The sequence below is a fragment of the Streptomyces sp. NPDC048417 genome (assembly GCF_040651615.1).
GTDB lineage: Bacteria > Actinomycetota > Actinomycetes > Streptomycetales > Streptomycetaceae > Streptomyces.
The window spans coordinates 263,647-288,130 of sequence record NZ_JBEZKI010000012.1 but is presented as its reverse complement, the minus strand read 5'-3'; the positions used below and the strand labels follow the sequence as shown (position 1 = coordinate 288,130).

At 70.7% G+C, this 24,484-nt stretch carries 22 protein-coding genes and 3 pseudogenes; 12 read left to right on the top strand and 13 right to left on the bottom strand.

The features are described from left to right. Nucleotides 1-48 precede the first annotated feature (48 nt). Complete coding sequence (locus tag AB0D59_RS20860; RefSeq protein WP_362567164.1) at nucleotides 49-189, top strand: hypothetical protein; 141 nt, start codon at nucleotides 49-51, stop codon at nucleotides 187-189. A gap of 173 nt (nucleotides 190-362) precedes the next feature. On the opposite strand, the gene AB0D59_RS20855 is transcribed toward AB0D59_RS20860, so the two are convergent. From AB0D59_RS20855 to AB0D59_RS20845, 3 genes and pseudogenes are all read right to left on the bottom strand, one after another. After that, the gene (locus AB0D59_RS20855; RefSeq protein WP_362567162.1) at nucleotides 363-776 is read right to left on the bottom strand and encodes a cytidine deaminase; all 414 of its coding nucleotides are present in this window, start codon (nucleotides 774-776) and stop codon (nucleotides 363-365) included. 21 nt (nucleotides 777-797) lie between these two features. Further along, nucleotides 798-1,569 (bottom strand): annotated as a pseudogene (locus AB0D59_RS20850) (transposase); the annotation flags it as partial. A gap of 74 nt (nucleotides 1,570-1,643) precedes the next feature. Beyond that, nucleotides 1,644-2,459, bottom strand: coding sequence for a class I SAM-dependent methyltransferase (locus tag AB0D59_RS20845; protein ID WP_362567229.1), 816 nt, complete (start codon nucleotides 2,457-2,459; stop codon nucleotides 1,644-1,646). Between the two features lie 148 nt (nucleotides 2,460-2,607). On the opposite strand from AB0D59_RS20845, the pseudogene AB0D59_RS20840 reads away from it, so the two are divergent. Continuing rightward, nucleotides 2,608-3,688: pseudogene (locus AB0D59_RS20840) on the top strand (transposase). Nucleotides 3,689-4,086: 398 nt separating this feature from the next. Here AB0D59_RS20840 and AB0D59_RS20835 read toward each other — a convergent pair. Further along, nucleotides 4,087-4,737: a hypothetical protein gene (locus tag AB0D59_RS20835; RefSeq protein WP_362567159.1), complete on the bottom strand. Its 651-nt coding sequence runs from the start codon at nucleotides 4,735-4,737 to the stop codon at nucleotides 4,087-4,089. 79 nt (nucleotides 4,738-4,816) lie between these two features. Then, nucleotides 4,817-5,062: a hypothetical protein gene (locus AB0D59_RS20830; protein WP_362567156.1), complete on the bottom strand. Its 246-nt coding sequence runs from the start codon at nucleotides 5,060-5,062 to the stop codon at nucleotides 4,817-4,819. 602 nt (nucleotides 5,063-5,664) lie between these two features. On the opposite strand from AB0D59_RS20830, the gene AB0D59_RS20825 reads away from it, so the two are divergent. Both AB0D59_RS20825 and AB0D59_RS20820 read left to right on the top strand, forming a co-directional pair. After that, nucleotides 5,665-6,285 carry an RNA polymerase sigma factor gene (locus AB0D59_RS20825; RefSeq protein ID WP_362567153.1) on the top strand — a complete coding sequence of 207 codons (621 nt, stop codon included), beginning with the start codon at nucleotides 5,665-5,667 and terminating at the stop codon, nucleotides 6,283-6,285. Further along, nucleotides 6,282-7,250: a hypothetical protein gene (locus AB0D59_RS20820; protein ID WP_362567150.1), complete on the top strand. Its 969-nt coding sequence runs from the start codon at nucleotides 6,282-6,284 to the stop codon at nucleotides 7,248-7,250. The genes AB0D59_RS20825 and AB0D59_RS20820 overlap by 4 nt, the downstream gene beginning before the upstream one ends. A 348-nt stretch (nucleotides 7,251-7,598) precedes the next feature. Here AB0D59_RS20820 and AB0D59_RS20815 read toward each other — a convergent pair whose 3' ends face one another. The 4 genes from AB0D59_RS20815 to AB0D59_RS20800 form a co-directional block, all read right to left on the bottom strand. Continuing rightward, a complete protein-coding gene (locus tag AB0D59_RS20815; protein WP_362567147.1) occupies nucleotides 7,599-7,793 on the bottom strand; it encodes a hypothetical protein in 195 nt (64 codons plus the stop codon). Between the two features lie 158 nt (nucleotides 7,794-7,951). Beyond that, on the bottom strand, nucleotides 7,952-9,190 hold the full coding sequence (locus AB0D59_RS20810) for a 4-hydroxybenzoate 3-monooxygenase (RefSeq protein WP_362567144.1): 1,239 nt from the start codon (nucleotides 9,188-9,190) through the stop codon (nucleotides 7,952-7,954). 619 nt (nucleotides 9,191-9,809) lie between these two features. Next, complete coding sequence (locus tag AB0D59_RS20805; protein WP_362567141.1) at nucleotides 9,810-10,364, bottom strand: cupin domain-containing protein; 555 nt, start codon at nucleotides 10,362-10,364, stop codon at nucleotides 9,810-9,812. A 74-nt stretch (nucleotides 10,365-10,438) separates the two neighbouring features. Further along, nucleotides 10,439-11,206, bottom strand: coding sequence for an MBL fold metallo-hydrolase (locus AB0D59_RS20800; protein WP_362567138.1), 768 nt, complete (start codon nucleotides 11,204-11,206; stop codon nucleotides 10,439-10,441). A 65-nt stretch (nucleotides 11,207-11,271) separates the two neighbouring features. Here AB0D59_RS20800 and AB0D59_RS20795 point away from each other — a divergent pair, with 65 nt between their 5' ends. Continuing rightward, nucleotides 11,272-11,925 (top strand): TetR/AcrR family transcriptional regulator, encoded by a 654-nt coding sequence (locus AB0D59_RS20795; protein WP_362567136.1) that lies wholly within the window; start codon nucleotides 11,272-11,274, stop codon nucleotides 11,923-11,925. 36 nt (nucleotides 11,926-11,961) lie between these two features. Here AB0D59_RS20795 and AB0D59_RS20790 read toward each other — a convergent pair whose 3' ends face one another. From AB0D59_RS20790 to AB0D59_RS20780, 3 genes are all read right to left on the bottom strand, one after another. After that, on the bottom strand, nucleotides 11,962-12,207 hold the full coding sequence (locus AB0D59_RS20790; RefSeq protein WP_362567134.1) for a DUF5133 domain-containing protein: 246 nt from the start codon (nucleotides 12,205-12,207) through the stop codon (nucleotides 11,962-11,964). A gap of 186 nt (nucleotides 12,208-12,393) precedes the next feature. Continuing rightward, complete coding sequence (locus AB0D59_RS20785) at nucleotides 12,394-12,570, bottom strand: hypothetical protein (RefSeq protein ID WP_362567131.1); 177 nt, start codon at nucleotides 12,568-12,570, stop codon at nucleotides 12,394-12,396. A 261-nt stretch (nucleotides 12,571-12,831) separates the two neighbouring features. Further along, nucleotides 12,832-13,377 (bottom strand): EF-hand domain-containing protein, encoded by a 546-nt coding sequence (locus AB0D59_RS20780; RefSeq protein WP_362567128.1) that lies wholly within the window; start codon nucleotides 13,375-13,377, stop codon nucleotides 12,832-12,834. Between the two features lie 542 nt (nucleotides 13,378-13,919). On the opposite strand from AB0D59_RS20780, the pseudogene AB0D59_RS20775 reads away from it, so the two are divergent. From AB0D59_RS20775 to mgrA, 5 genes and pseudogenes are all read left to right on the top strand, one after another. Beyond that, nucleotides 13,920-14,264, top strand: a pseudogene (locus AB0D59_RS20775) (ricin-type beta-trefoil lectin domain protein); the annotation flags it as partial. Nucleotides 14,265-14,333: 69 nt separating this feature from the next. After that, nucleotides 14,334-14,609 (top strand): septal ring lytic transglycosylase RlpA family protein, encoded by a 276-nt coding sequence (locus tag AB0D59_RS20770; protein WP_362567227.1) that lies wholly within the window; start codon nucleotides 14,334-14,336, stop codon nucleotides 14,607-14,609. Nucleotides 14,610-14,676: 67 nt separating this feature from the next. Continuing rightward, a complete protein-coding gene (locus tag AB0D59_RS20765; protein WP_362567126.1) occupies nucleotides 14,677-15,822 on the top strand; it encodes a glycoside hydrolase family 19 protein in 1,146 nt (381 codons plus the stop codon). Between the two features lie 470 nt (nucleotides 15,823-16,292). After that, nucleotides 16,293-20,069 carry a family 78 glycoside hydrolase catalytic domain gene (locus AB0D59_RS20760; protein WP_362567123.1) on the top strand — a complete coding sequence of 1,259 codons (3,777 nt, stop codon included), beginning with the start codon at nucleotides 16,293-16,295 and terminating at the stop codon, nucleotides 20,067-20,069. A 200-nt stretch (nucleotides 20,070-20,269) separates the two neighbouring features. Then, nucleotides 20,270-21,313: an L-glyceraldehyde 3-phosphate reductase gene (mgrA, locus tag AB0D59_RS20755; RefSeq protein WP_362567120.1), complete on the top strand. Its 1,044-nt coding sequence runs from the start codon at nucleotides 20,270-20,272 to the stop codon at nucleotides 21,311-21,313. A gap of 75 nt (nucleotides 21,314-21,388) precedes the next feature. On the opposite strand, the gene AB0D59_RS20750 is transcribed toward mgrA, so the two are convergent. Further along, nucleotides 21,389-22,441: a serine hydrolase domain-containing protein gene (locus tag AB0D59_RS20750; protein ID WP_362567117.1), complete on the bottom strand. Its 1,053-nt coding sequence runs from the start codon at nucleotides 22,439-22,441 to the stop codon at nucleotides 21,389-21,391. 252 nt (nucleotides 22,442-22,693) lie between these two features. On the opposite strand from AB0D59_RS20750, the gene AB0D59_RS20745 reads away from it, so the two are divergent. Continuing rightward, on the top strand, nucleotides 22,694-23,362 hold the full coding sequence (locus AB0D59_RS20745) for a response regulator transcription factor (protein WP_362567114.1): 669 nt from the start codon (nucleotides 22,694-22,696) through the stop codon (nucleotides 23,360-23,362). Continuing rightward, a complete protein-coding gene (locus AB0D59_RS20740) occupies nucleotides 23,359-24,471 on the top strand; it encodes a histidine kinase (RefSeq protein WP_362567111.1) in 1,113 nt (370 codons plus the stop codon). Before AB0D59_RS20745 ends, AB0D59_RS20740 begins: the two co-directional genes overlap by 4 nt. Nucleotides 24,472-24,484 lie beyond the last annotated feature (13 nt).

Below are 24,484 nucleotides of genomic sequence, written 5' to 3'. Positions count from 1 at the left end.
ACCGACCGCGTAGGCGCCTGGGGCGATGACCAGGCCGCCGTGCTCGGGATGGAGGAGGAAGGCCTCACCGCCCTCGGGGACAGTCAGGGTCCCCTCGAACTGATGCGCCTGCTCGGCATCACCGAGCGGACCGCCATGCGCTACGTCGCCCCCGCCCACCCGGATCGACCCGCCAAGCTGCCTCGGTGAGGGGCGCGCCGTCCGGCTGCCGGCAGCAAGTCCGCGCGGACCGGAACCGCATCGAGGCCGGCCACCACGCTGCCCCCCTTCCCCGGACTTACGACTGCTGGAGATCAGTCCGGTTGCACCATGACCGGCGCCTTGTCACCGTCGGTTCTGCCGACTCGTGCTGAGTGGCACGGTTACTCGGCGTCGAGCTGGTGGTCGGCCCAGACGTAGCTTTCGGGCAGCAAGTCGGTGACAGGGACGGTTCGGACGCGGTCCTCGTCGCCGACGATGACCTTGAGGGCGGGAAAGTAGTCGAGAAGGACCTGACGGCACCGGCCGCACGGGGGAACAACCCCCCGGTCGCGGTCGCCCACGGCGACGATCGTGTCCAGCTCGTAGGCGCCCTGGGCGGCTGCCGCGCCAATGACGACCAGCTCGGCGCAGGGGCCTCCCGTGAAGTGGTAGGCGTTCACGGCCGTGATGATCCGGCCGTCCCGGGTACGGGCCGCGGCCGCCATCGTGTGGTTGTCGCCGCGGCAGCGAGTGCGCGCGACGTGCGCTGCGGCCTGGATGAGTTCGTGGTCGACGGGGTGGGTCCGCGTGGTCATCTTCTCTGCCTTCGTCAGGTGTCAGGCGACGTTGACCCGAGTGACGATGGTGTGCAAGCGAATATCGGCGGTGTGCTTGTTCCACCAGATGATGCAGCGGCGGATCATGCTGCCCTGTTCCTTGTGGCTGGCGTGGTCTGTGCCGTCCACCGTGAAGTAGCGCAGGGCGGTGAACTGGGCCTCGATCCGGTTCAGCGATGAGCTGTTGGTCGGCGTGTAGGCGGGCTCGGCGTTGTTGGCCTTGGCCCAGGCGCCGACCGAGTGTCCTTCTTGGTGGTCAGGTGCGAGGAGAGGTCGTCGAGCACGATCGCGACACGGACCCTGGACGGGTGGAGCCCGCGCAGGTAGCGGCAGAACTCCGGGAACCTCGTGCGGTTCCTCCTCGGCTTGATGTGGCCGTGGAGCTTGTCCTTGCCCAGGTCCAAGGCGGCGAACAGGTGCCGGACCCCGTACCGGCGGTGTAGGTCGCTCGGGGCCGGGGTTCGCGGTCGAGGTCCCGGTGCCTGCCGCCGCGCTCGGCCCACCGCCGCCCGGGGTGGGGCTGGAGGTTGAGCGGTCCGAACTCGTCCAGGCAGAAGACGACGTCGGGCTCACCGTACTCGGGTATCGCCTCACCGTCGGCGATCGCGTAGAGGTACTCGACGCGGGCCCTCTTGGTATCACCTCGGCGATCATCCCCACAGGCATGCCCTGCGCGGACAACAGCACCGTCTGGGCCCGGCAAAGACTCTCTGATGCGGCACCCCACTAGGGCGCGTATCGAGTCGTGATCAATCTGTGGGATTCGCCCCTCTCGGTGGGGCTGGACTGGGTCCAGTGACAGTGACCTTGACCGATTGCCACTGAAGTTGGACCGCCTGGAGGTGTTTACCAGCGGACCGCCGAGATCAGTCCGCCGGGCCGCTCCTCGCGCTGCGGCGGGGTGCTGATCGGGCGGCCGTAGGCGGCAGCGCGCTCGCGCAGGGTGTGGCTGCCGGCCTCCCAGCCGTGCCCGGCCAGCCAGCCCACCGGGTCGTCGGGCGTCTCCGAGACCCACATGGACGCCGCCGATCCCGGCACGGCGTCCGCGCCGAAGCGCTCGATCACGCCACGCGAGCCCAATGTCAGCCCCATCCGACTGCCTGCCGCCGACTGCGCACTGATCCGGGCCAGCAGCAGCTCCACCGCGTCCTCGGGCAGATAGATCAGCAGTCCTTCGGCGATCCACGCGGTCGGCACGGTCGGGTCGTGCCCTGCGGCGGCCAGCGCGCCTGGCCAGTCCTCACGCAGATCCACCGCGACGGTGATCCGCTCGCAGCGTGCGACGGCCCGCTCCTGGCGCAGCACCGAAGCCTTGAAGTCCAGTGGCGCGGCGGTGTCGACCTCGAACAGTCGGGTGCCCTCGGGCCAGTCCATCCGGAAGGCCCGGCTGTCCATGCCGGCGCCGAGCAGCACGACCTGCCGGACTCCGGACGCGGAGGCCTGCTGCAACAGGTCGTCGAGGAACTTCGTCCTGATGACGATGGAGAACGACACGGCCAGTCGACGGCGTCGCGCGGCCTCGTCATCGGGCAGCGGCGGCGAGGAGGGCCACAGGCCACCGGCGGTGGCGAAGGCCTGTGCCAGTGGGTCGCGGAACAGCGCGTTCTCCCGCTCGGTCTCCAGCGCCCGCACCCTGGCCACCCCGACCGCTGTGGCCCACACTCCCGACGGCTGCACCCGCTCCTGCTCATCAGTCACCGCGCCAGCCTAGATGATCGATTCCAAGGGGGCTGATGAGTACCGGTGGTCAAAGTTCAGTGGGAATCGAACGAGATTAGCTATCACAGGACAGGCTGGTAGATCGACTTGTATGACGAGGGCGCAACTGAGTGACAGCGAATGGGAGTTCGTTGAGCCGTACTTGCCGATCGGCCAGTACCGGCCGTACCCCGAGCGGCTGCGGCAGCAGTTCGAGGGTGTGATCTGGAGGTTCAGGGTCGGCGGGCAGTGGCGTGAGATGCCGCGGGAGTTCGGAGCCTGGTCGACCGTTTCGAACCGCTTCCGGCAGTGGCGTGGCGCGGGTGTCTTCGAGGCTCTGCTGGAGGGCCTGGTCGCGGAAGCCGCGAAGCGGGGCGAGGTGGACTTGTCCTTGGTCAGCGTCGGCTCCACCACCGCGCGCGCTCACCACGACGCTGCCGGGATGCACCTGGGCCAGGACGTGCTCGCCGCTCTGGAGGAGGCCGTCGCTGAGGAGAAAAAGAACAGGTCAAAGGGGGCGACCCTGAAGGACAGAACGGACTGGACGCAGAAGTGGATCCCGAGCGGGAAGAGCGGCGGCGCATCCGGCGCCAGCAAAAACTCCGGCTGAAGGCCGCCTTCCTCGGACGCTCGCGGGGCGGGCAGACCAGCAAGGTCCACCTCGCCGCCGACCGCAAGTGCCGCCCGCTGGCGTTCGTCCTGACCGCTGGGCAGGCAGCCGACAGCCCGCAGTTCGTCCCGGTGCTGAAGAAGATCCGGGTCCGGGGCCCTGCCGCCCCCGCACCCGCCCGGACGCAGTCGCCGGGGACAAGGCCTACTCATCTCGCGGCAACCGCGCCCACCTGCGCAAACGCCACATCAAGGCAGTCATCCCGGAGAAGAAGTTGTGCGGCAAGTACCGGCTGGACCGCAGCCGTGCCCACCCGCTCATGGCGGAGCTGCCCGACGTCGTCCATCTGCCGAACCGCGCGGACAGCCACCGTGAACTGCGTGCCGCCATCGATCTGCTGGGGCATGAGCTGCTCGCCTGCGCCGGCCCCACCTCGGGGCCGCTGCTCGCCACCGTGCGGATGCGTCGCGGCAAGCGGCGTCTGGGACGCCGAAGTCGCTGCGAGCCCCGCCTACACCGCGTTGGCCAGCCGGAAGAAGGCCGACCGGGTCACGGCCCGCCTCATCGAGCGCCACGTCCATGACCTGGCCAACCCCGCTGCCGTCGGAGAGCAGGGCGATCGTTCCCCGTCCGGCGCTACCAGCCGTTCTTGACCGACTGCCCCCGCCGAGACCCTCCGGGCCGAGCGGGAACACCGCCACCACGCCGTCGTCGGGCAGGTCATCGCCGACAGCAAAGCCGCAGCCTTCGCCCACCTGCCCATCGGTCACTTCCAGGCCAACGCCGCCTGGCTGACCCTGTGGGCCATGGCCTACGACCTGCTGCGCGCCGTCGGCGCCCTGGCCTCCGCCTTCCACGCCAAGGCCACCACCGCCACCCTGCGCGCCCGCCTCGTCCACGTCCCCGCCCGCACGTCAGCCGACAGCCGACAGCCGAGACCCCGCCCAGCGAGCACTTCGAAACCACGTCGGTGGATCGAGGCTAAGGGCTCGTCGGTGGGGCGACGACCAACTCGGTGTCCGGGTCGTGGTCGATCTGCGGGGGGCCGGCGACGATCATGGTGGCTCGGGCCCACGGCTGTTCTTGCAGCATGAACGGCAGTTCCTCCAGCAGCCAGTTCGCCACGTGCTCCCGCTGCCCGGGGAAGTCACCGTCGCGGACGGCCGTCAAGCGCTCCTGCTCATCCAGGTCACCCTGCATCCACACCGAAGCGTCCAACCACGGGGCAAGCTCTTCGCGGATGATGCCAGTGCCCTCGACCCAGATGAAGTCGGCACTCGCGGGGACGGTGATCGATCCGGGCCGGTCGTGGGCGATCCAGGCAGCAGGGCGGAAGTCCACCGCCTCCCCCCGGTGCAGGGGTTGCAGGATGTTCTCGATGAGTACGGCACCCCAGCCGAAGTAGGCGTGGTTCCAGGCGATGTCGTCGGTGTGCATGATGGCGGAGCCGGGCACGACCTTGCGCAGCCGCTCGGCCAGGGTCGTCTTGCCGGCACCGCCCCGGCCGTCGATCGCGATCACCCGTGGACGTCCGAGGACGTCGGGTGACGCATCGCGCAGCTGCCGGACGGCGTCCAGCACGGTCACCACCCGCCAGCCAACGGCCTCGGTCTCGCCTGGATGCAGACGCATCGACAACCTGTCTCCGGAAATGAGGACACGGGTCCGACCTGCTTGGACGGTCCGCCGGTCGCCTGACCTTATATCTACGTCATGGTCGAGAGGTCACGTCCGTGTCGGGCGGCGACGCCCGATCCCCTTCACCGGCCATGCCGGCGAGGACGGCGTCCCAGTCCTGGTGGAGGAATCCGGCGCAACCCAGCCCGCGCCCGGGCCCGTTGGTCTCGGCCTCGCGGACCCAGGTGGCCAGGAGACGTCCTCGCCGGTCGCGGACCGGGCCGGTGAGGACGCGGGCCAGGTCGCAGGCGGTGGCGATGTCCGGGCGGGCGACGCGCACCTCGCGGGCGGGTCTTGCTCCTCACGGCTGAGCCCGTCGCGCGGTCTCGTGATCCATGAGGTGATCTTGCGCGGTGCGGGGATGGGACCTCGTGGATCTCGCGGTAGAGCTGGGCGGCGTTGGTGCAGCTGTCGGTGAACCCGAACCGCTTTGGATGTACGAACCGCTGCTGGATGTAGGGGCGGTCGGGGGCCGAGGCGATCAGCACGTCGAGATCGGTGGTCAGGTAGCGGCGGACGGTTTTGCGGTCCAGTCCGAACCGGCGGGCAATGGCGCTGATCGTCCACGCCGTCTCCCGTAATCGGAGGATCTCCGCATGCCGTCCCGTCACCCGCTGCATGAGCGGGTGGCGCAGGTGTCGCGCCCGGGCTGCGGGTTCGGAGCGCCTGCACGGGCCTCGCCGTCGGCGGCAGGCCGCGCCGTCCGTCATTCGCCGGCTCCATGGCCAACGGCCGAGCAATGATGCACGCGTTCGAGCCGCACCGACAAAGGACGAGGCCACTCCTACGGGGAGCCACTCTGGCAGGGGGTGCGAACGGATCCGCAGCTTGATGACAAGTACAGGGTGAGACCGTCGTCCGGCGGTCGGAGACGGAGATTCCGTGAAACCGGATACCCGGCAACACGAGGAGCGCTGCGACGGCGCCCCCCAAGGTGACGGCGACAGCGACGCCCAGCTGACACGGTCGGCGGCGGGGGACGCGGCGGCGTTCACCCCGCTGGTGGAGGCGTACTCGCCCGCCCTGCACGGCTACTTCGCCCGGCGCATGCCCGGCGCGGCGGACGATCTGCTGGCCGAGGCGTGGTTGCAGGCGTTCGCCGCGCGGCGCACGTTCGCCCCCTCGCGCGGCTCGGCGCGGGGCTGGCTGTTCGGGGTGGCCCGCAACGTACTGGCCCAGCACCTGCGGCGGGCGGGGCGACAGGAGGCCGTACCGGGAGTGGAGATCACCGATCCCTGGCAGGCGGTGGACCAGCGGCTCGACGCGGCCGCGCTGGCCCCGGCGCTGCGCCGGGCGCTGGCCGAACTGCCCGTCGAGGAGCGGGAGGTGCTGCTGCTCGTCAGCTGGGAGCAGCTCACCCCCGCCGAGGCGGCCGCCGCCGTGGGCATCCCGGCGGGCACCGCCCGCTCGCGGCTGCACCGGGCACGGGGTCGGCTGCGCGACCGGCTCGCAGCAACACGCCCGGCCGGACATCACCTGAGCGTGACGGGAGACGTGGCATGAGTACGTACGACGACGTGGAGCGGACCGGCATGAGTACGCAGGACGCGGAGGAGACCGGCATGACCGAGCGGGCGGTGTTGCTGGACTTCCCCGGCGCCGATGAACTGGTGGCCGCAGGACGGGTCGAGCCGCCGTCGGCACAGGCGCTGGCCAGGGCGCTGGCGGGGATCGAGGCGGCGGCGGCCGCTCAGGAGGCCGGGCATGCCGCCGGACGCAAGAAGGGCGCTGTGGTGACCGCACCGCTGCGGGGGATGTCCGGGCGCCGCCGATTCCTCGTCGGTCTGTTCACCGCCGCCGCGGTCGCGGCCGGCGTGGTGACGTACGCGAACACCGGTGAGACACCCGCGGACACGGGCACGCGGAGCGAGGCGCGCGCGGACACCGCGTCCGTCTTCCTCAACGACGTCTCCACGGTGGCCGCCGCCCGGCCGGTCTCCTCGGGGAAGTACTGGAAGACGCATCTGACGGTCGGCGACTCGTACCTCTCACAGTCCATGGACTTCTACGTCGTCAACGACGGCAAGGCCTACAGGAAAGGGCGCCAGCCCGACTGGCAGTTCGGGCCGAAGGACCTCGACTGGAAGACCCTGGACCAGCTGACCACGGACCCGGCGAAGCTCCTCCAGCTGCTCCAGACTCCGCCGAGGCCCAAGAGCATCTCCCCCTTCGACCAGGCGGTCACCCTGCTCGGCGGGTCCCCTGCGAGCCCGAAACTGCGGGCCGGGCTGTTCAAGGCGATGGCGGGGCTGAAGGGCGTCAAGCTCGTCGGGACCGTCAAGGACAGCACCGGACGCGTCGGAACCGCCCTGGAGTTCGCGGAGGCCAAGAGCGTCGGCCGGGTGATCGTCGACCCGAAGACGAGCTCCATTCTGGAGTACACCTTCACGTGGACGGCGGGAGCCAGCAAGGGCAAGGTCACCCACCAGACGTATCTGTCGACGGGCTTCACGGACAGGATCGGCTGACACCGGACTGGCGGGAAGGTACTCGAACGACCAAGGGTGCCTGGAGGCGTACAGCGCCCCCAGGCACCCCCGGTCAGTTGTTCCTGCTCCTGACGGCGGCGGCGCGCATGGTCGTCGCACTGACGAAGTCGAGTGCCGGCAGCGGACGCCGCCCGGCCAGGCGCTCGACACTGTGCGGTCGCCCCGTGGTCGACATGAACGCCGGCCCCAGGGCGGCGCCGTTGCCCGGACCGCGAGGTGAACGCGCAGGCGCGGCGCGACGCCGGCCACTCGGAGGTACCGAGATCCCGAAACAGGGCAGGCGACCTCTCCTTGGGCCGACTTCCCCACTGCGACCCACCGGCGGCCTCAGTCGACGCCGGTGTCCGGATCCGCCGTCGCCTGAGGCACTGCGCGGAGAACTGCGAGGTCTGCGAGCGAGCAGCTGTGCAGCGCCTCCTCGGCTCCCGCGGCGACCGCGGCCTCCACGCACATCGCCACGGCCGTGAGCCCCGCGCCGTCGACTCCCGCCGGGCCCCGGCGAGCCTCGCCGCCGAGCACCACTTCGGCCGCGATGAACTCGACCCCGGCCAGATCGCAACGGGCCTCGCGCGCTTGGTCCGCTACGCCGAGTTGTACCGAGATGCCCAGCGCCTGGGACGGGGCGGGCGTGGATCTCCCGCCGCGCGGGTTCTTCGCCGGTCCGCGTGTTGCCGTCGTGGTCAGCGGCTCGTGGAGGCGGGGTGGTCCTGGGCCGGGTCAAGGCCGGTCATGAGTTCCGCGAAGGCCTGTGCGGCGGTCGGGGAGGTGAAGAGGCGGTCGAGGCGGGCGCGGGCCAGCCGGCGCAGGAAGGGGCCGCAGCGGGTGTCGTCGCCGGCGTCGTGGACCGTGCGGGTCAGCCAGTGGGAGAACTCCTGGTCGCTCCAGACGCGCCGCAGGCACCGTTCGGAGTAGGTGCGCAGGCCGGTGTCGTCGTGGTCGCGGACGTGGTCGCGGATGGCGCGGGCGAGGAGATCGGCGTCGTACAGGGCGAGATTCATGCCTTTTCCGCCCATGGGAGACACGATGTGGGCGGCGTCCCCGACGAGGTACAGGCGGCCGTACTGCATGGGGTCGTGGACGAGGCTGCGCAGCCGGAAGGTCTCGCGGTCGGTGATCGGGCCGGCGGTCAGGGCGGGGTCGGCGAGCCGGGTGCGCAGCGCGTCCCAGACCCGGGTGTCGGGCCAGGAGCCGGGGTGGTCGTCGGGCGGGCACTGGAGGTAGTACCGGCTGCTGTGCGGTCCGCGGGGGAAGTGCGCGGCGAAGCCCTGCGGGCTGACGGCCAGCAGGGGGTGGGCAGGTGGCGGGGCGTCGGCGAGGACGGTGAGCCAGCCGATGCCGTGGTCGAGGGTGTGGACGGTGAGGTGGTCGTCGGGGACGGCGGTGCGGGTGACGCCGTGCTCGCCGTCGCAGCCGGCGACGAAGGCGCAGGTGATCGTGTGCATGGTGCCGTCGGCGGAGCGGTAGCGGACGGTGGGGCGGTCGCCGGTCAGGTCGTGCAGGGTGATGTCGGCCGTCTCGTAGCGCACCTCGCCGCCGTCGGCGAGGTGGGTGGCGGTGAGCTTTTGGAGCAGGACCTGCTGGGGACACAGACGCGCCCCGGGGCCCTCGGATCCGTCGCTGTCGTCGACGAGGTGGCTCTTGCCGTCGACCCGGAACTCCAGGATGCCGTCGTGGGGTGGACTGCCCAGCACCAGGTCGGCCAGCCCCCAGGACGCGAACATCCGCACCGCGCGGCTCTCCACGATGCCGGCCCGCTGCCGCTGTGCCACGTGGTGGCGGCTGCGGCGCTCGAGGACGATGCTGTCGATGCCGGATCTGCGCAGCAGACTGGCGACGGTCAGACCGGCCGGGCCCGCGCCGATCACCACGACGGTCGCGGCTTCCGGGACCTCGTCCAACTTCCGTTCATCCTGGGCCACTTGGCACCTCCGGGGCCAGCCTAGCGCCGAGCGGGGCCGGGGGTGAGGCGGCGCGCTTCGGACCGGGGCCGCGTGGTCGTGTGGGCTCCGAGTGCCCTTCGTGCCGCCGACACCCTCGGCGACGGGCCCGCGTTTCCTGCCGCTCAGGGTGGCGTCCTTCGTCGCCGCGCCGATCAGGGCTGCGCCGGCCTACCGGCTGCCGCCGCGGCTGACCAACGGCGGCGGCTTCGGGCTGACGGCGGCCGGGCCGGCGCTGGAGCCCGTCTCGACGGCGGCTCCCGGTGGACCGCCCTGTTCGCCGGCCATGTGGTCGCCGGTGCCGGGCTCTGCCAGGGCAGTGCCGCCGCCTCCCGTGCGGCACTGCACCTGGCCGAGCCCTCACACGCCGGCATGGCGACCGGCACCGTCGACACCATGTGCCGGATCGGCCTGGCCACAGAAGGAGGAGCCGGCCCGATCCGACGCGGCCCAGGAGGTCGTGCAGCAGCACGGAACCGGAACGCCTGCGGTGGGCCGGGCGGCCATCGCCCGGCCCGCGTGGTGCGCGGTGCGGTGTGCTCGGAGGTGCCCGGGCCGGCACTCGGCCGGAGCCCGAACGTCTGTGCTGTGCTGAGGTGGCTCAGGGCTTGTCGGCGGGTCCGTCGATGTCGGCTTCCTCGGGGAGGATCACCATGTCGATCTCCTTCCGGCCGAGGAGCGGGCCCAGGGCCAGGCCGCGCTCCGGCGGCCAGAACTCGGGCTTCTCACCGGGTACGGGATCGTCCCCGCCTTCCAGCCACAACCCCTCGCCTCCGCCGGGCGTGAAGAAGGACACCATGTGCGCCTGTTCGCCGGTGCGGTTGCGGAACCGGTGCCGCGTGCCCCTCGGCACGAAGACGAAGTCTCCGGCGTTCGCCACGAAGATCTGATCGCCGTTCAGGAATTCCAGCGCACCCGAGATGACGTAGAAGGACTCGTCGGCCGCCCGGTGCACATGCGCGATCGGTCCGCCGCCCGGGGGCACCCAGCAGACGGTGAGGCCCACTGCGCCGTCGGTGGACTCGGCCGGCGCCATGGTCTCGTAGACGTCACCGGACATCCACTTGACCACGCCCTTCCCGGCGGGGACGTGCAGGACGCGCGGACGGTAGTAGGCCGCCGTCTCGGCGCCGTCGGTCGACGGTATAGAACTCATGTCGTTTCCTTCGAGGTGTTGGACGTCGTTGTGCCAGGCGGGTCGCCGCCTGGAGAACTGGGGTACGGCGCGGTTCAGCGCACTCCGAAGTGGCGTGCCTGCCGGGTGGCGGCCCGGACGCCGTCGGTGAAGGGTTCGCCGTGGCCGGGCAGCAGCAGGTCCGCCGGCAGTTGGTCGAGACGGCCGAGGGCGGCGAGCGCGGCCTTGCTGTCGTGGGTGAAGCAGCGGCTCACGATCGAGGGTCCGGTGTGACCCGACAGCCCGTCCGCGGTGACCAGGGCGTCGCCGGTGAAGAGCAGCCCGCGGTCGGCGAAGTGGTAGGCGGCGCTGCCGGGGGTGTGACCGGACAGCACGACGGCCTGCGGGGCACCGGGGACGTCCTCCAGCACCTGGTCGCCGTGGAAGACCCGCGTGTTCTGGACGGCGGGAGCGGTGAAGGCTCCCGCGCGGACCAGTTGGAGAGGCATGGCGAATGCGGCCGGCCTGCGCAGGAGGTAGGGGAGCATCGAACGCTCGGGCTTGGCATGGCGATTCACGCTGCGCGGGCCGTCGTGCAGGATCGGGGCGTCCCGATCGTGGATCCAGATGTCGGCTCCGGCCTCCTGGACGGTGTGGGCCAGGCCGGTGTGATCGAGGTGGCCGTGGGTCAGGAGCACGGCACGGATGTCGGCGACGGAACGGCCGAGGCCGGCCAGCAGCCCGCGCAGCTGGTCCAGATGCGCGGGCACGCCCGCGTCGATCAGGGTGAGACCGTCGGGGCCCTCGATCAGGTAGAAGTTGATGCCGTGATCGCCAAGGCGGTGGACGCCGGGCGCCACCTGTGTGGGCGCGGGACGGGACATAAGGACCTCCAGCAACCTGCCAGAATTCAATACAGTCGACTGTATCAAATATGGAGGGTGCACCGATGCCAGGCGAGACACCACGCCGGCCCTACAACTCCGCGCGCCGGCAGGAGGCCGCCCGCCGCAATCGCGCCGCGATGTTGGCGACCTGCGCCGAGTTGCTCTTCCGGGACGGCTACCACGCCACGACCGTGCGCGCCGTGGCCGAGGGGGCGGGTGTCTCACCCGAGACCGTGTACAAGACGTTCGGCGGCAAGCCGGGCCTGGTGAAGGCCCTGTGGGACACCACGCTGGCCGGCGACGACGAGCCGGTGCCCATGGCGGACCGTCCCGAGACGCGGGCGATCCTGCGGACGAGCGAGCCGGACGCCAAGCTCCGGCTCTATGCCGCGTTCGTGCGCGGCATCCATGAGCGGATCGCCGCGCTGTTCACCCTGCTGACCCAGGCAGGGCCGGACGTCGGAGAGGTGCTGGAGATAGCCGAACGGGAACGGCTCACCGGCGTCACCTCGTTCGTCACCCACCTCGACGAGACCGGTGCGCTGGATCCGGAAGCGGATCCGGCGCACCTGGCGGACGGCCTCTGGGCGCTGGCCGGGCCGCAGCTGTACACGCAGCTCACGGCGGGGCGGGGCTGGTCGGCCGACACGTACGAGGAGTGGCTGGCCGACACGCTCATCGCCACGCTCGCGCGGTCTTCACGCCTGAAGCCGTAGGCCTTCGACGGGGCGGCTGAGCAGGAGGCGTCGTGCCTACGCGGCCAGGGTCTCGTCCTCGCGGGCGCCGCCCTCGCGGCCGGCGCGGTAGCCCCGCAACAGGCTGTCCGCCACATGCAGGGCCTGCTCCACGTGAGTCGCTCCGGTCATCACGCACAGCGTGTACGTGGCGTCCTCGAGCAGGCGGCTGGTGCGGCCGGTGGGGCGTACGTCGTGCTCGATGCGCGCGTCGGCGAACCGGGCCAGTGCGGCTCGCAGTTCCTTCTCCGCCGGAAGAATCATGATGATTCCCACTCCCCCAAGGTCAGCTCGCGGACACGTCGGTGCCACCGCGAGGCACAGGTTGCACAGGTGGCGTCCTGCGCCACCCTTCGACGCGGAACGGCGCCGGCTGAACCTCCGACTGCCCCGCAACCGGACGTCCATACCTGCATGGTTGCGGAGGGCCGCCGCGACGGGTGGACGGTGTCACGGCGCGGTCTCCTGTCCGAGGTGCCGGAGGGCGACGCCCCGGCCCGTGCGGGCGGCACTCGCCTCCGTGTCGGCGCGGGCTTCGCCGCCGGCCCCGAACAGGCGCCGGCGGAGGAACACGGCGAGGCCGTGGGCGGCGGCCGCACCGCGCACCGTCTTGCCCCAGGACGGCACGGAACCGGCCGCCCGATCGCCCCGGTCGCCTTGGTCGCCCCGGTCGCCCCGGTCGCCCCGGTCGCCCCGGTCGCCCCGGTCGCCCCGGTCGCGCGCAACGCCCCATGTTGTCGCGCGAGTTGCATGACCCCTCCGATCCCGTGCGTCCATACATGCGTTTCAGGCTCGCCGACCATCCGGACCTGTCCGGCATCGCCACCTCCATCGGCTCGGCCGGTGACGAACCTGCCGCACAGCACCGACGAAAGCCGAGGACACCTGTCAGACCCGGGGCAGTTCACCGCACGTCAGGTTGCCGGGTTCGCCGGGGTCGTCGCTGGTCCAGAACTGGGTCCACAAGGCGGCGAACTCCGGGCGGCTGAGGTAGCCGTCGCCGTCCTGGTCGAGGCGGTCGAACACATCCCCGGTCTCGATGGCCTGTCCGTGCCATGTGTCGATCAGGCGCTTGTGCTCGCCGCGGCTGATCCGCCCGTCGCCGTTCTCGTCCACCGCGTCGAAGACGGTGTCGGCCGTGGCGGTGACAGCCTCCGGGATGGAAGGCAACAGGTCGACCATGGCAAGGAGATCATCCATGTCGATCCGGCCGTCCCCGTTCGCGTCGACAGCGGCCGACAGTTGCTGCCACCACCCTCGCATCACGCTGTCCACCCGCACCGCCAGCCCCGACTCCGCTCTCACACGCGGCAGCCGGCCCCAACGGACCGCGAGCGCTTCGAAGTCCTCCTCCTCCAGGTAACCGTTGCCGTCCGCGTCGAACGCGTCGAACATCGCCCGAAGCTTGCCCCGCTGGAACTCACTGGCCATCACATGCCTCCTCACGCAACGCTGAGGAGATGCTGTCCGCAGGCACCACTCCCCCAACGGCGCACGCGATCACTGGCCCACAGGCCGATGACTCCACCAGCCGGGCAGATGCCACGAGCGCGGGTTTAGCCCCTTGCCGAAGGCAGAACTGACGAGACCGCCGACGCCCTGGTGGTGCGGCAGCCGTATGCGCGCCGTCCTCGCACCCGAATCCCCGAATCCCCGAATCCCCGAGCCCCCGAGCCCCCGAGCCCCCGCCTTCGGCAGAGTGCCCACGCCGACGACGATCGCCTGTTCCGTCGGGGCTCTTGTCCCGGCGTTTCTCGCTGGATGCCCGCGGCTGCGACACACGGTCCGGGGCCGGTGAGTGAACACCCGAATGCCGGACGAGCGGCAGTGAGGGCACCGGCCACATCTGTCATGCCCACATCTTGACGGCCTTGGTATAGACCTTTAGCTTTCCCGATGTCAGGTCGTCCCGACGTGCGTCCTGTCGGTGTCCGCCACACCTACGTGCCCACCTCGGAAAGGCTTCCCCACCCCCCATGACTGCTCGCTCTTCCTTCCTCACCACCGCGTTACGCGGTACTCCTCTCATAGCCCTGCTGGCCTTGTCGCTCAGCCCGTTGACCGCGACACCGGCGGCCGCGGCGACCGGCACGGTCACGGGCCTCGCCGGCAAGTGCCTCGACGTCGCCGGCGCCGGCTCCGCCGACGGCACCCCGGTGCAGCTCTACGACTGCAACGGCACCAGCGCCCAGCAGTGGACCCCGGGCACCGACAACACCCTGCGCGCCCTGGGCAAATGCCTCGACGTCACCGCCAACTCCACCGCTGACGGGGCCAAGGTCCAGCTGTGGTCCTGCACCGGCGCCGCCAACCAGCAGTGGAACGCTCCCGCGGAACCGGCTGGCGAACAATGCTGGGCCACGCACTACGGTCCCCAGCCGCCCGGCGCCCTGACCGCCAGCGGCGAGGTCTTCGACAACAACGCCGACACGGTCGCCACCTCCCTCTCCCGCCAGCCTCAACTGCCCTTTGGTACGCACATCCAGGTCACCAACGTCGCCAACGGCCGGTCCCTGACCGTTCGGGTCAACGACCGTGGCACGTTCGTCCAGACTCCGCAGGAGCCCAAGTGCCTTGATCTGACCGACGGCGCGTTCAGCCGGCTCGGTGGTGTCCTCGACCCCGATGCCGGACACATCGTCGTGACGCAGCAGGTCCTCGACTGAGGCGTCCGCCTCCGCAGGCCGGTCACGCACTCTCACCCCCCTCGTCCCACGTCAGGAGCAGCTCTCCATGCGCCTTCCTCTTCTCGTGTCCCGCCTCCGCGGGCGCAGCGCCCTCGGCCGGCTGACGCTGGGCGTCGTCCTCGCCGCCGTGCTGTCCGCCCTGTTCGTCGTCACCCCGGCCCAGGCGGCGACCGGCCAGATCACCGGGCTGGCCGGCAAGTGCGTCGATGTGGCCGGCGCGAGCAGTGCCAACGGCACCGCCGTCCAGCTCTACGACTGCAACGGCACCGCAGCCCAGACCTGGTCCAACTCCGGCGACGGCACCCTGCGCGCGCTCGGCAAGTGTCTGGACGTGACCAGTGGCGGCACCGCCGACGGCACCACGGTCCAGCTCTACGACTGCAACGGCACCGCAGCCCAGCAGTGGGCCGTCAGCTCGGCCAACGACATCGTGAACCCGCAGGCCAACAAGTGCCTGGACGTGACCGGCAACAACTCGGCCAACGCCACCCGGCTGCAGATCTGGACCTGCTCGGGCGCCGCGAACCAGAAGTGGAGCGCCCCCGCGAGCGGCGGTGGCGGCGGCAATCCCTCGGGCTTCGTGGTGAGTGAGGCCCAGTTCAACCAGATGTTCCCGAACCGGAACTCGTTCTACAGCTACAGCGGCCTGACCGCCGCCCTGTCGGCCTACCCGGGCTTCGCGAACACCGGCTCAGACACCGTCAAGAAGCAGGAGGCCGCCGCCTTCCTCGCCAACGTCAGCCACGAGACCGGCGGGCTGGTGTACGTCGTCGAGCAGAACACCGCCAACTACCCGACGTACTGCGACTGGAGCCAGTCCTACGGCTGCCCGGCCGGACAGGCCGCCTACTACGGCCGCGGCCCCATTCAGCTGTCCTGGAACTTCAACTACAAGGCCGCCGGCGACGCCCTGGGCATCGATCTCCTCAACAACCCCTGGCTGGTGCAGAACGACTCGGCCGTGGCCTGGAAGACCGGCCTGTGGTACTGGAACACCCAGTCCGGCCCGGGCACGATGACCCCGCACAACGCCATGGTCAACGGCGCCGGCTTCGGCCAGACCATCCGCTCCATCAACGGCTCCCTCGAGTGCGACGGCCGCAACCCTGCCCAGGTCCAGAGCCGCGTCGACGCCTACAACCGCATCACCTCGATCCTCGGCGTCTCCCCCGGCAGCAACCTGTACTGCTGATCACCTCCTGAGCTCCCCTCACAGCGGACCGGTGGAATCCCCCACCGGTCCGCTCGTGCTTCCGCGGCCGGTTCTTCGGGGGCGGCCGCGGCTGATACCCGCCCCAGGACGACCGGTACCCACACAGCGCGGGCAAGCCGGAGAACAGTTCCGGGAGCGTGGCGACGCGAGCTGTTCGACGAACGACCTTGTCGCATACGAGACATGGACGCACCGACGATCGCGCGAACTCCCCCCGACCGGCGCCTCGGGCGTGCACGGTCGCCTCGCACGGCGGCGTACGAGCGTCGATGAAACGATGCGCCAGCCTATTGACGCCGCTCATCAACTTTCATACATTTCCACCGCATTAACGTTTTGAAACGATTCAATAACCAGCTCGCCACCACGACCGGAGGGGAATTCCCCGTCCGTGTCCGCCGCCCACCGAGCCGTTCTGCTTCGCCCGACGCGCGTGAAGGAGTACTCCGTTGGCCACTCACACCACACCCCCCACCCCCGGCTCAACCGGCTCGCCCGACTCCGGCTTGCGCACGCCTCCCGAGGACTCCCCGGTCAGCCGACGCGGCTTCCTCGGTACGGCGTCAGCGCTGGCGGCGGGTGCTCTCGGCGCGGGAGCCGTCGGCACGGTCGCCGGGCGCGCGCAGGCGGCCACCGGAACATCCCCGGTCGGGCCCGTCGGGCTGTCCCCGGCTCACTGGATCTGGTACCCGGAAGGAGATCCGGGTTCCGACGCCCCTGCCGGACACCGCTACTTCCGCACGAGTTTCACTGTCGCCGAGGGCGAGGTGACCGACGCGCAGCTCGTCGTCACCGGCGACGACTCCGTCGACGTATGGCTCAACGGGAGACCCCTCGCCGGCTCCCCCAGAGTCACCCGGTCCTGGCGTGACGCCCTGTACGTGGACCTGCGCACCGCCGTGACCGCGGGGACCAACACCATCGCGCTGGCGAGCCGAAGCGAGGGTGGCGCGGCCGGCGTCATAGGACGGATCCGCGTGCTGACCACCGGTGGCACGACCGATGTCGTCACCGACGGCCGCTGGACGGCGGGCAAGGACGTGCCCTCGGGATGGGAACAGCCCGGCTTCGCCGACGACGGCTGGCCGGCCGCCCGGGATCTCGGCGCCTACGGTACGGCCCCCTGGTACTCCCGGGTCGCCGCTCCTGACCTCTCGTCCCCGTCCCCGCTGAGCGTGGCCGCCTGCACCGTGGAGCACCGCGCCCTCCCCCTGGGCGTGGACGCGGCACACCCGCGCTTCGGCTGGGTCCTCGACTCGACGGAGCGGCAGCAGCGACAGGGCGGCTATCGGATCCAGGTCTCGGCCACGGCCGACGGCTCCGGTGACCTGTGGGACAGCGGGCGTGTCGCGTCCGACCGGCAGATCGACATCGCCTACGCCGGCGGGCCCCTGAAGAGCCTGACCCGCTACTTCTGGCGGGTGCGCGTCTGGGACACGCAGGGCCGGGCGGCCGCCTGGAGCAAGCCGAAGTGGTTCGAGACCGGACTGCTGGCACCCGCGCGGGAGTGGTCCGCCGCGTTCATCGGGCGGCCTCCGGGCCCGGATCTCTCGGGGGCCACCTGGATCTGGTACCCGGAGGGCGACCCCGCGTCCCAGGCACCCGTCGCAACCCGCTGTTTCCGGCGTACTTTCACGCTGGCGGAGGCACCCGCCGCCGCGAGCCTGATCGTCACCGGGGACGACACCGCGGACGTCTGGGTCAACGGCACCCAGGTGAGCACCTCACGGCGCGTGACCGACTCGTGGAAGAGCGCCGCCACGGTCGATGTCACCGCGCATCTCAAGAGCGGCGACAACACCCTCGCGGTCGAGAGCCGGAACACGACCCTCTCTCCGGCCGGACTCATCGCCAAACTCACGGTGGCGGGCGGCGCGACCGTGGTCACCGACGATGCGTGGAGGACGCACCAGGACCCTCCCGCAGGCTGGCAGAGTCCCGGATACGACGACAGCGGCTGGCCCGCCGCACGCGCGCTAGCCGCCTACGGCAGCGGTCCCTGGGGATCGAATGTCCAGGTCGTGGGGCCCGCGCCGATGCTGCGCAAGAGCTTCAGTGTGCGGGGGCGGGTCGCCTCGGCACGGCTGCTGACCACCGCGCTCGGTCTTCACGAGACCCGGCTCAACGGCGCGAAGGTCGGCGACGACGTGCTGGCCCCCGGGTGGACCGACTACGCGAAGCGCCTTCAGTACAAGGTGTTCGACGTCACCGCGCACCTCCGGCGGGGGACCAACGTGCTCGGCGCGTGGCTCGGCAACGGCTGGTACTCCGGCAACCTGGGCTTCGCCGGCAGCCGGCACTACGGCACACAGCCGTTCTACGGCGCACAACTGCTCATCACCTACACCGACGGATCCACCCAGCTGGTGGCGACCGACCACAGCTGGAAGACGGCCACCGGCGCGATCAGGGCGGACGATCTGTACCAGGGCGAGACCTACGACGCGCGCCTGCACGTCGACGGCTGGGACTCGCCGGGCTTCGACGACAGCGGCTGGACCGCCGTCGCCGTTCACGACGGGCCCGTCCCGCGACTGGTGGCACAGGTCGACAACGGCGTCACCGTGCAGCATGAATTCCGTCCGGTGTCGGTGGCCGAGCCGCAGCCGGGGGTGTGGATCTTCGACATGGGGCAGAACTTCGCCGGCTGGAACCGCATCGCGGTCCGCGGCGACGCCGGCACCACGGTCACCGTCCGGCACGGCGAGGTCCTCAACCCCGACGGCACGCTCTACACCACCAACCTGCGCGCCGCCCAGGCCACCGACTCCTTCACCCTCGCCGGCACCGGGAGCGTGGAGACGTACGAGCCCCGGTTCACCGTCCACGGCTACCGTTACGTCGAACTCAGCGGCCTGCCGTCCGGTTTCCGGCCCGACGCCACCGCCGTCACCGGTCGCGCGGTGTGGACGGACGCCCGGCAGCCGGGCACGTTCAGCGCGTCCGAGGCGCTGCTCAACAAGCTCCAGCACAACATCGTGTGGGGCGAGCGCAGCAACATGCTCTCGATCCCGACCGACTGCCCCCAACGCGACGAGCGTCTGGGCTGGACGGGTGACATCACCGCCTTCTGCGCGACCTCCACCTTCAACCTGGACACGCACGCCCTCCTCGCCAAGTTCGTCGACGACCTGGCGGACGCCCAGCAGGCGAACGGCGCCTTCACGGATGTCGCGCCCGCGGTGATCGGCGGCTCCGGCACGGCCGGCTGGGGAGACGCGGGAGTGGTCATTCCGTACACGTTGTGGCAGCGCTTCGGCGATCTGACCGTCGCGGACCGGCACTTCACGGCGATGGCCCAGTGGGTCGACTATCTGCGCGCCACGGCCGGCGGCGACCTGATACGCGATCAGCAGACCTACGGCGACTGGCTCAACGTCAACGACAACACGGCCCAGGACCTCGTCTGCACGGCCTACTTCGCCTGGTCGGCCCGCCTGGTGTCGCGCATGGCGGCCGCCACCGGCCGCAGCGCCGAGGCCACCGCCTACGGGCAGCTCGCCGACCAGGTCGCGGCCGCCTTCCGCACCCGCTTCGTCTCGGACGACGGCACGGTCCGCGGCAACACCCAGACCGGCTATGTGCTGGCCCTGGCCTTCGAGCTGCTGCCCGCGTCCCTGGGCCGGGCCGCCGCGGACAAGCTCGCCGCAAAGGTCGCGGCCACGGACGGACACCTCAGCGTCGGCTTCCTCGGCGTGGAGAACCTCCTGCCCGTGCTGGCGGACCACGGTCATCTCGAGACGGCGTACCGGATCCTGCTGCAACGCGACTTCCCCGGCTGGGGTTACATGATCGACCACGGGGCCACCACGATCTGGGAGCGCTGGGACGGCATCCGCACCGACGGCTCGTTCAACGACCCGGGCATGAACTCCTTCAACCACTACGGCCTCGGCTCGGTCGGCGACTTCCTCTACCGCCAGGTCGGCGGCCTCGGCCCCGCGAGCCCTGGTTACGCCTCCCTGCGCATCGCGCCGCGGCCCGGCGGCGGCGTGACGTCCGCCGTCAGCTCGTACGACACCCCGTACGGAAGCGCGGCGAGCAACTGGGCTGTCTCCGGCGGCCGGCTGAGGCTGCACGTCACCGTGCCCGTCAACACCTTCGCCGACGTCACGGTGCCCACCTCACGGCCGGAGTCGGTCGTCGCCCCGGCACAGGCCGTCCCGACCGGCCCGGCGCACTACCATCTGCCGGCCGGGCACTACACCTTCACGGCGGTCGTCTGACCACGCGGAACGTGTGCGGGGACAGGCGCACCCGCCGTCCCCGCACAACCGCCACGGCTCGCTCTGCGAGACGCTCTTTGAGAAGTGACACCGATGAATGCGATGTGCGTGAGCTGTTGGACTCGGGAATCGAGCCAGGGCACAGTAGGCACGTTCGCCCCCGAACGGCATGAAACCCACTGTCACCTGCGGAGACCCCCATGAACCACGTCGCGGACCCCGAGCGGTACAACGGCACGATGCGCTACCGGCGCACCGGGCGCTCGGGCCTCGACCTGCCCGTCCTGTCCCTGGGCTACTGGCACAACTTCGGTGACGACCGTTCGTTCGAGAGCCAGCGGGACATCGCGCTGCGTGCCTTCGACCTCGGAATCACCCACCACGACCTGGCCAACAACTACGGGCCGCCCTACGGCTCGGCGGAAGTCAACTTCGGGCGACTGCTGAAGCAGGACCTCGCGCCGTACCGGGACGAGCTGGTCGTCTCCACGAAGGCCGGCTGGGACATGTGGCCCGGCCCCTACGGCCAGGGCGGTGGCTCCCGCAAGTACCTGCTGGCCTCCCTCGACCAGTCCCTGCAGCGCACGGGCCTCGACTACGTCGACATCTTCTACTCCCACCGCCTCGACGCGAGCACGCCCCTGGAGGAGACGATGGGCGCGCTGGACACCGCCGTCCGCCAGGGCAAGGCCCTGTATGTCGGAATTTCCTCCTACGACGCCGAGCGCACCCGGCAGGCCGCCGCGATCCTGCGGGAACTGGGAACGCCCCTGCTCATCCACCAGCCGTCGTACAGCATGGTGAACCGCTGGATCGAGACGGACGGACTGCTCGACGCGGCGGAGGAAGAGGGCTTCGGCGTCATCGGGTTCACGGCGCTCGCCCAGGGCCTGCTCACCGGGCGCTACCTCGACGGCATCCCGGAGGACTCGCGGGCCGCCGCCGGCACGTCGTTCGACACGGACTGGCTGTCGGACGACATGGTGAACAGGCTCCGCGCACTCAACGCCATCGCCCAGCGCCGAGGGCAGACCCTCGCGCAGATGGCACTCGCCTGGGCGCTGCGTGACGAGCGGGTCACCTCGCTGGTCATCGGCGCGTCGCGTACCGAACAGCTCGAGCAGAACGTCGCCGCGCTGGAGAACCTGGAGTTCACCGCCAAGGAGCTGGCCGAGATCGATACGTACGCCGTCGACGGCGGCGTCGACCTGTGGCACGACGCCCGGACCGGAAAGATGAACTGAGGCCACACACGCGTCGGCCGACGGCTGTGCGACGGCCGACGCGACCTTGGCGCCGGCGGCCTCGTCGGCGCGCGGTCAGGCGAAGGCGAGCGAGCGGAACGTGTCGCGGACATGGATGAGGAATCCGTAGTCGCTGGTGCAGTAACGCGTGTTGGTCAGCAGGACCGCCCAGCGGCCCTGTTCGGGGGCCAGCCATGCGCCTGCCGCGCCGGAGCCGTAGTGCTCCCAGATGTCGTCGGTCCCGGGGCCCGTGCCCGGGACCGGGCGCCAGAACAGTCCGCCGACGGGCGTGAGTTCGCCCGTCTGAATGCGCAGCGACTCCTGGATCCAGGCGGTGCCGAAGCCCGGTTGCCCGCCGTTATGTCTGGGCCGGAGCAGGTGGCGAAGGAATGCCGCGAGGTCGGGGAGGACGGAGAACACTCCTGAGGTGCCGCAGACTCCGCCGAGCAGGCGTGACGGCAGTCCATGGGCGGTACCCCGCAGGCGAGCCCCGGTGATGTCGTCGCGTTCGGTCGGCGCGCACCGGGCGGTCGCATCCCCGGGCAGAGGTCCGTAGCGGGTGCGTGTCATGCCGAGGGGCTGCCACACCTCGGTGGCCGCGAGGACGTCGAGGCTCTGGCCGGAGAGTTCCTCGGCGAGCCAGCCGAGGACGAGGGCGGCGCGGTCGGTGTACTCCACGGCCTCCCCCGGCGGGCGGCGCACGGCATCGTGGAGGACACCGTCGCGAATGTCCTGGGGGTCGGTGCCGTACAGGTTCAACAGGTCGGTCCGGGTCGGGATGCCCGCCGTATGGGTGAGCAGGTCGCGTGTGCTCACCCGGCCCAGCGGGTGGCCGCGCACCGCGGACCAGAAGTCACCCAGTTGCTCGTCGAGGTGCAGCTTGCCGACTTCGACGAGGGATCCGATGGACGACCACACCGCCAGGATCTCCGTGAGATCTTCGACGTCGAAGACGGTGTCGTGCCGCATCGGTTCGTCGGGCCGGTCGGGATCCAGGACCCCCGGGGTGCCGAAGGTCATGTTTCCGGAGGGGTCGCCGACGGCCCAGACGGCACCCGGGTAGACCTTGTCGCGGGCGCCTTCGCCGACGACACGGCGGATTCGGTCGATGTCGAGGTCGAGGGCCATGGTCTCCCGATCTGTCCTGGGCCGTGTGGTCTCCCGTCGCTCAGCGTAGTGAGGCGAGCGGGGAGGTCCTGGCTGCGCCACGGCGAGCCGGCCGCGCTGTTCGCCGAGGCTGCGCGCCTGCCGCCGGGCCGGCGCCGCCCGCCGACCGGCTGAGGTCGCGCCGCCAACCGGCGGGTTCTGCGGGCCGGTCGCCCGGCGGCCCGCTCCCTCGGGGGTAGGCATCGACCCGGGCACGCGACGAGCGGAGCGCACATGATCCGGGTACTGGTGGTCGACGACGAGGCTTTGATCCGTACGGGTTTCACGCACATCCTCCAAGCAGCCGACGACATCGAAGTCGTCGCGGCGGTACCCGGCGGCCAGGCCGTGCGCACGGTACGGGAGCTGAGCCCCGATGTCGTCCTGCTCGACATCCGGATGCCGGACGTGGACGGGCTGACGATCCTGGCCGAACTCCGCCGCATGCCGAAGGCCCCGGTGGTCGCCATACTCACCACGTTCGACACCGACGAGTACGTGACGACCGCCCTGCGTTCGGGCGCCGCCGGATTCCTGCTCAAGGACACCGATCCCGAGCAGCTTCCCTACCTGGTGCGTACCCTGGCCGAGGAAGGGACCGTGCTGTCGTCCAAGGTCACCCGACTGGTGGTGGGCGGCTACCTCGACAACAACGTTCGCGAGCCCACCGCCGTCCGGCTGACCGCTCGCCTCACCGAGCGCGAGCGGGCCGTTCTGGTCCTCATGGCCGAAGGACTCGCCAACAACGAGATCGGCGAACGGCTGCACCTGAGCACCGGCACCATCAAGGGCCATGTCACCAACGTGCTCGGCAAACTGCGGGTGAGCAGCCGTGTCCAGGCCGCTCTGATCGCCGAGCGCGCGGGCCTGCTCACTCACCCGCAGGACGAGGGCGCCCGATGAGCCTCCGCCAGCCGCGGGCCGCGCTCATGGACATCGGTCTCGTCGGGATGGCGCTGGCGGACGCATGGGCTCACGTCGACATCGAGGACCGGCCGACCACTGCCTGCGCGTTGCTCGGCGCCCTCGCCCTGGTGCTGCGTCATCGGCTGCCCTTGACGACCTTCGTCCTCACGCTCCCCACCGGCCTGGTCACCGACGCGGTGGTCGCCCCCACGGTCGCGCTGTACACACTGTCCTCCCTCAACCGCCACCGCTTCCTGTTGGGCGGCTGCGCGCTGCTCTACGCGATCATCGACTTCCTGCCCTGGCCGTGGTCGTCGCTCGATGCCACCGAGCTGTCCCAGACGAACAGCCTGTTCCACCTCAGCTACACGCTGGCCACCGCCGCCGCTCCCGTTTTCCTGGGCCAGCTCGTCCAGGCCCGACGCGAGCTTTCGCTGCGGCTCGCCGACATCTCCGAGGCCCGCAGGCAGGAACGGCTGCTGACCGCTCAGAGCGTGCTGGCGAAGGAGCGCGCCCAGCTTGCCCGGGAGATGCACGACGTGGTCTCCCACCAGGTCAGTCTCATCGCCGTACAGGCCGGAGCGCTCCAGGTGGGCGGCCGGGACGCCGAGACGCGACAGGCCGCGGCCACGATCCGCCGACTGAGCGTGCAGACCCTGGAAGAGCTGCGGCACATGGTCGGCGTGCTGCGGGCGTCCGGCAGCAGGCCCACAGAGCTCACCCCGCAGCCTTCGCTCGCCGACCTGGAGCACCTGCTGGAGGCCGGCGGCATCGAGGCGAAGCTGGAGATCGATGTGCCCGAGGAGCTTCCGCCCACGGTGCAGCGGGCGGTCTACCGGACCGTCCAGGAAGCGCTGACCAACGTCCGCAAACACGCCCCCGGCGCCGCCGTGACCGTCCGCATCGGGCTCAAGGAGGGTGTTCTCTGCGCCACGGTCACCAACACCGCCCCCACCCGGAGCGCGCTCGCCCTGCCCAGCGCCCATCACGGCCTGGCGGGTCTGGCCCAGCGGGCTGAGCTCCTCGGCGGCACCGTCACCTCCGGCCCCACGGATCAGGGTGGCTACGAGCTCCGGCTGGAGCTGCCCCATGAGCCCGACCGGTGAGCGCCGCCGGCCG

What these genes read in the sequence shown, in the direction of transcription:
- AB0D59_RS20860 (WP_362567164.1), top strand. Translation starts at nt 49, where the DNA reads ATGGAGGAGGAAGGCCTCACCGCCCTCGGGGACAGTCAGGGTCCCCTC.
- AB0D59_RS20855 (WP_362567162.1), bottom strand. Translation starts at nt 776, where the DNA reads ATGACCACGCGGACCCACCCCGTCGACCACGAACTCATCCAGGCCGCA.
- AB0D59_RS20835 (WP_362567159.1), bottom strand. Translation starts at nt 4,737, where the DNA reads ATGCGTCTGCATCCAGGCGAGACCGAGGCCGTTGGCTGGCGGGTGGTG.
- AB0D59_RS20820 (WP_362567150.1), top strand. Translation starts at nt 6,282, where the DNA reads ATGAGTACGTACGACGACGTGGAGCGGACCGGCATGAGTACGCAGGAC.
- AB0D59_RS20805 (WP_362567141.1), bottom strand. Translation starts at nt 10,364, where the DNA reads ATGAGTTCTATACCGTCGACCGACGGCGCCGAGACGGCGGCCTACTAC.
- AB0D59_RS20800 (WP_362567138.1), bottom strand. Translation starts at nt 11,206, where the DNA reads ATGTCCCGTCCCGCGCCCACACAGGTGGCGCCCGGCGTCCACCGCCTT.
- AB0D59_RS20795 (WP_362567136.1), top strand. Translation starts at nt 11,272, where the DNA reads ATGCCAGGCGAGACACCACGCCGGCCCTACAACTCCGCGCGCCGGCAG.
- AB0D59_RS20790 (WP_362567134.1), bottom strand. Translation starts at nt 12,207, where the DNA reads ATGATTCTTCCGGCGGAGAAGGAACTGCGAGCCGCACTGGCCCGGTTC.
- AB0D59_RS20765 (WP_362567126.1), top strand. Translation starts at nt 14,677, where the DNA reads ATGCGCCTTCCTCTTCTCGTGTCCCGCCTCCGCGGGCGCAGCGCCCTC.
- mgrA (WP_362567120.1), top strand. Translation starts at nt 20,270, where the DNA reads ATGAACCACGTCGCGGACCCCGAGCGGTACAACGGCACGATGCGCTAC.
- AB0D59_RS20750 (WP_362567117.1), bottom strand. Translation starts at nt 22,441, where the DNA reads ATGGCCCTCGACCTCGACATCGACCGAATCCGCCGTGTCGTCGGCGAA.
- AB0D59_RS20745 (WP_362567114.1), top strand. Translation starts at nt 22,694, where the DNA reads ATGATCCGGGTACTGGTGGTCGACGACGAGGCTTTGATCCGTACGGGT.
- AB0D59_RS20740 (WP_362567111.1), top strand. Translation starts at nt 23,359, where the DNA reads ATGAGCCTCCGCCAGCCGCGGGCCGCGCTCATGGACATCGGTCTCGTC.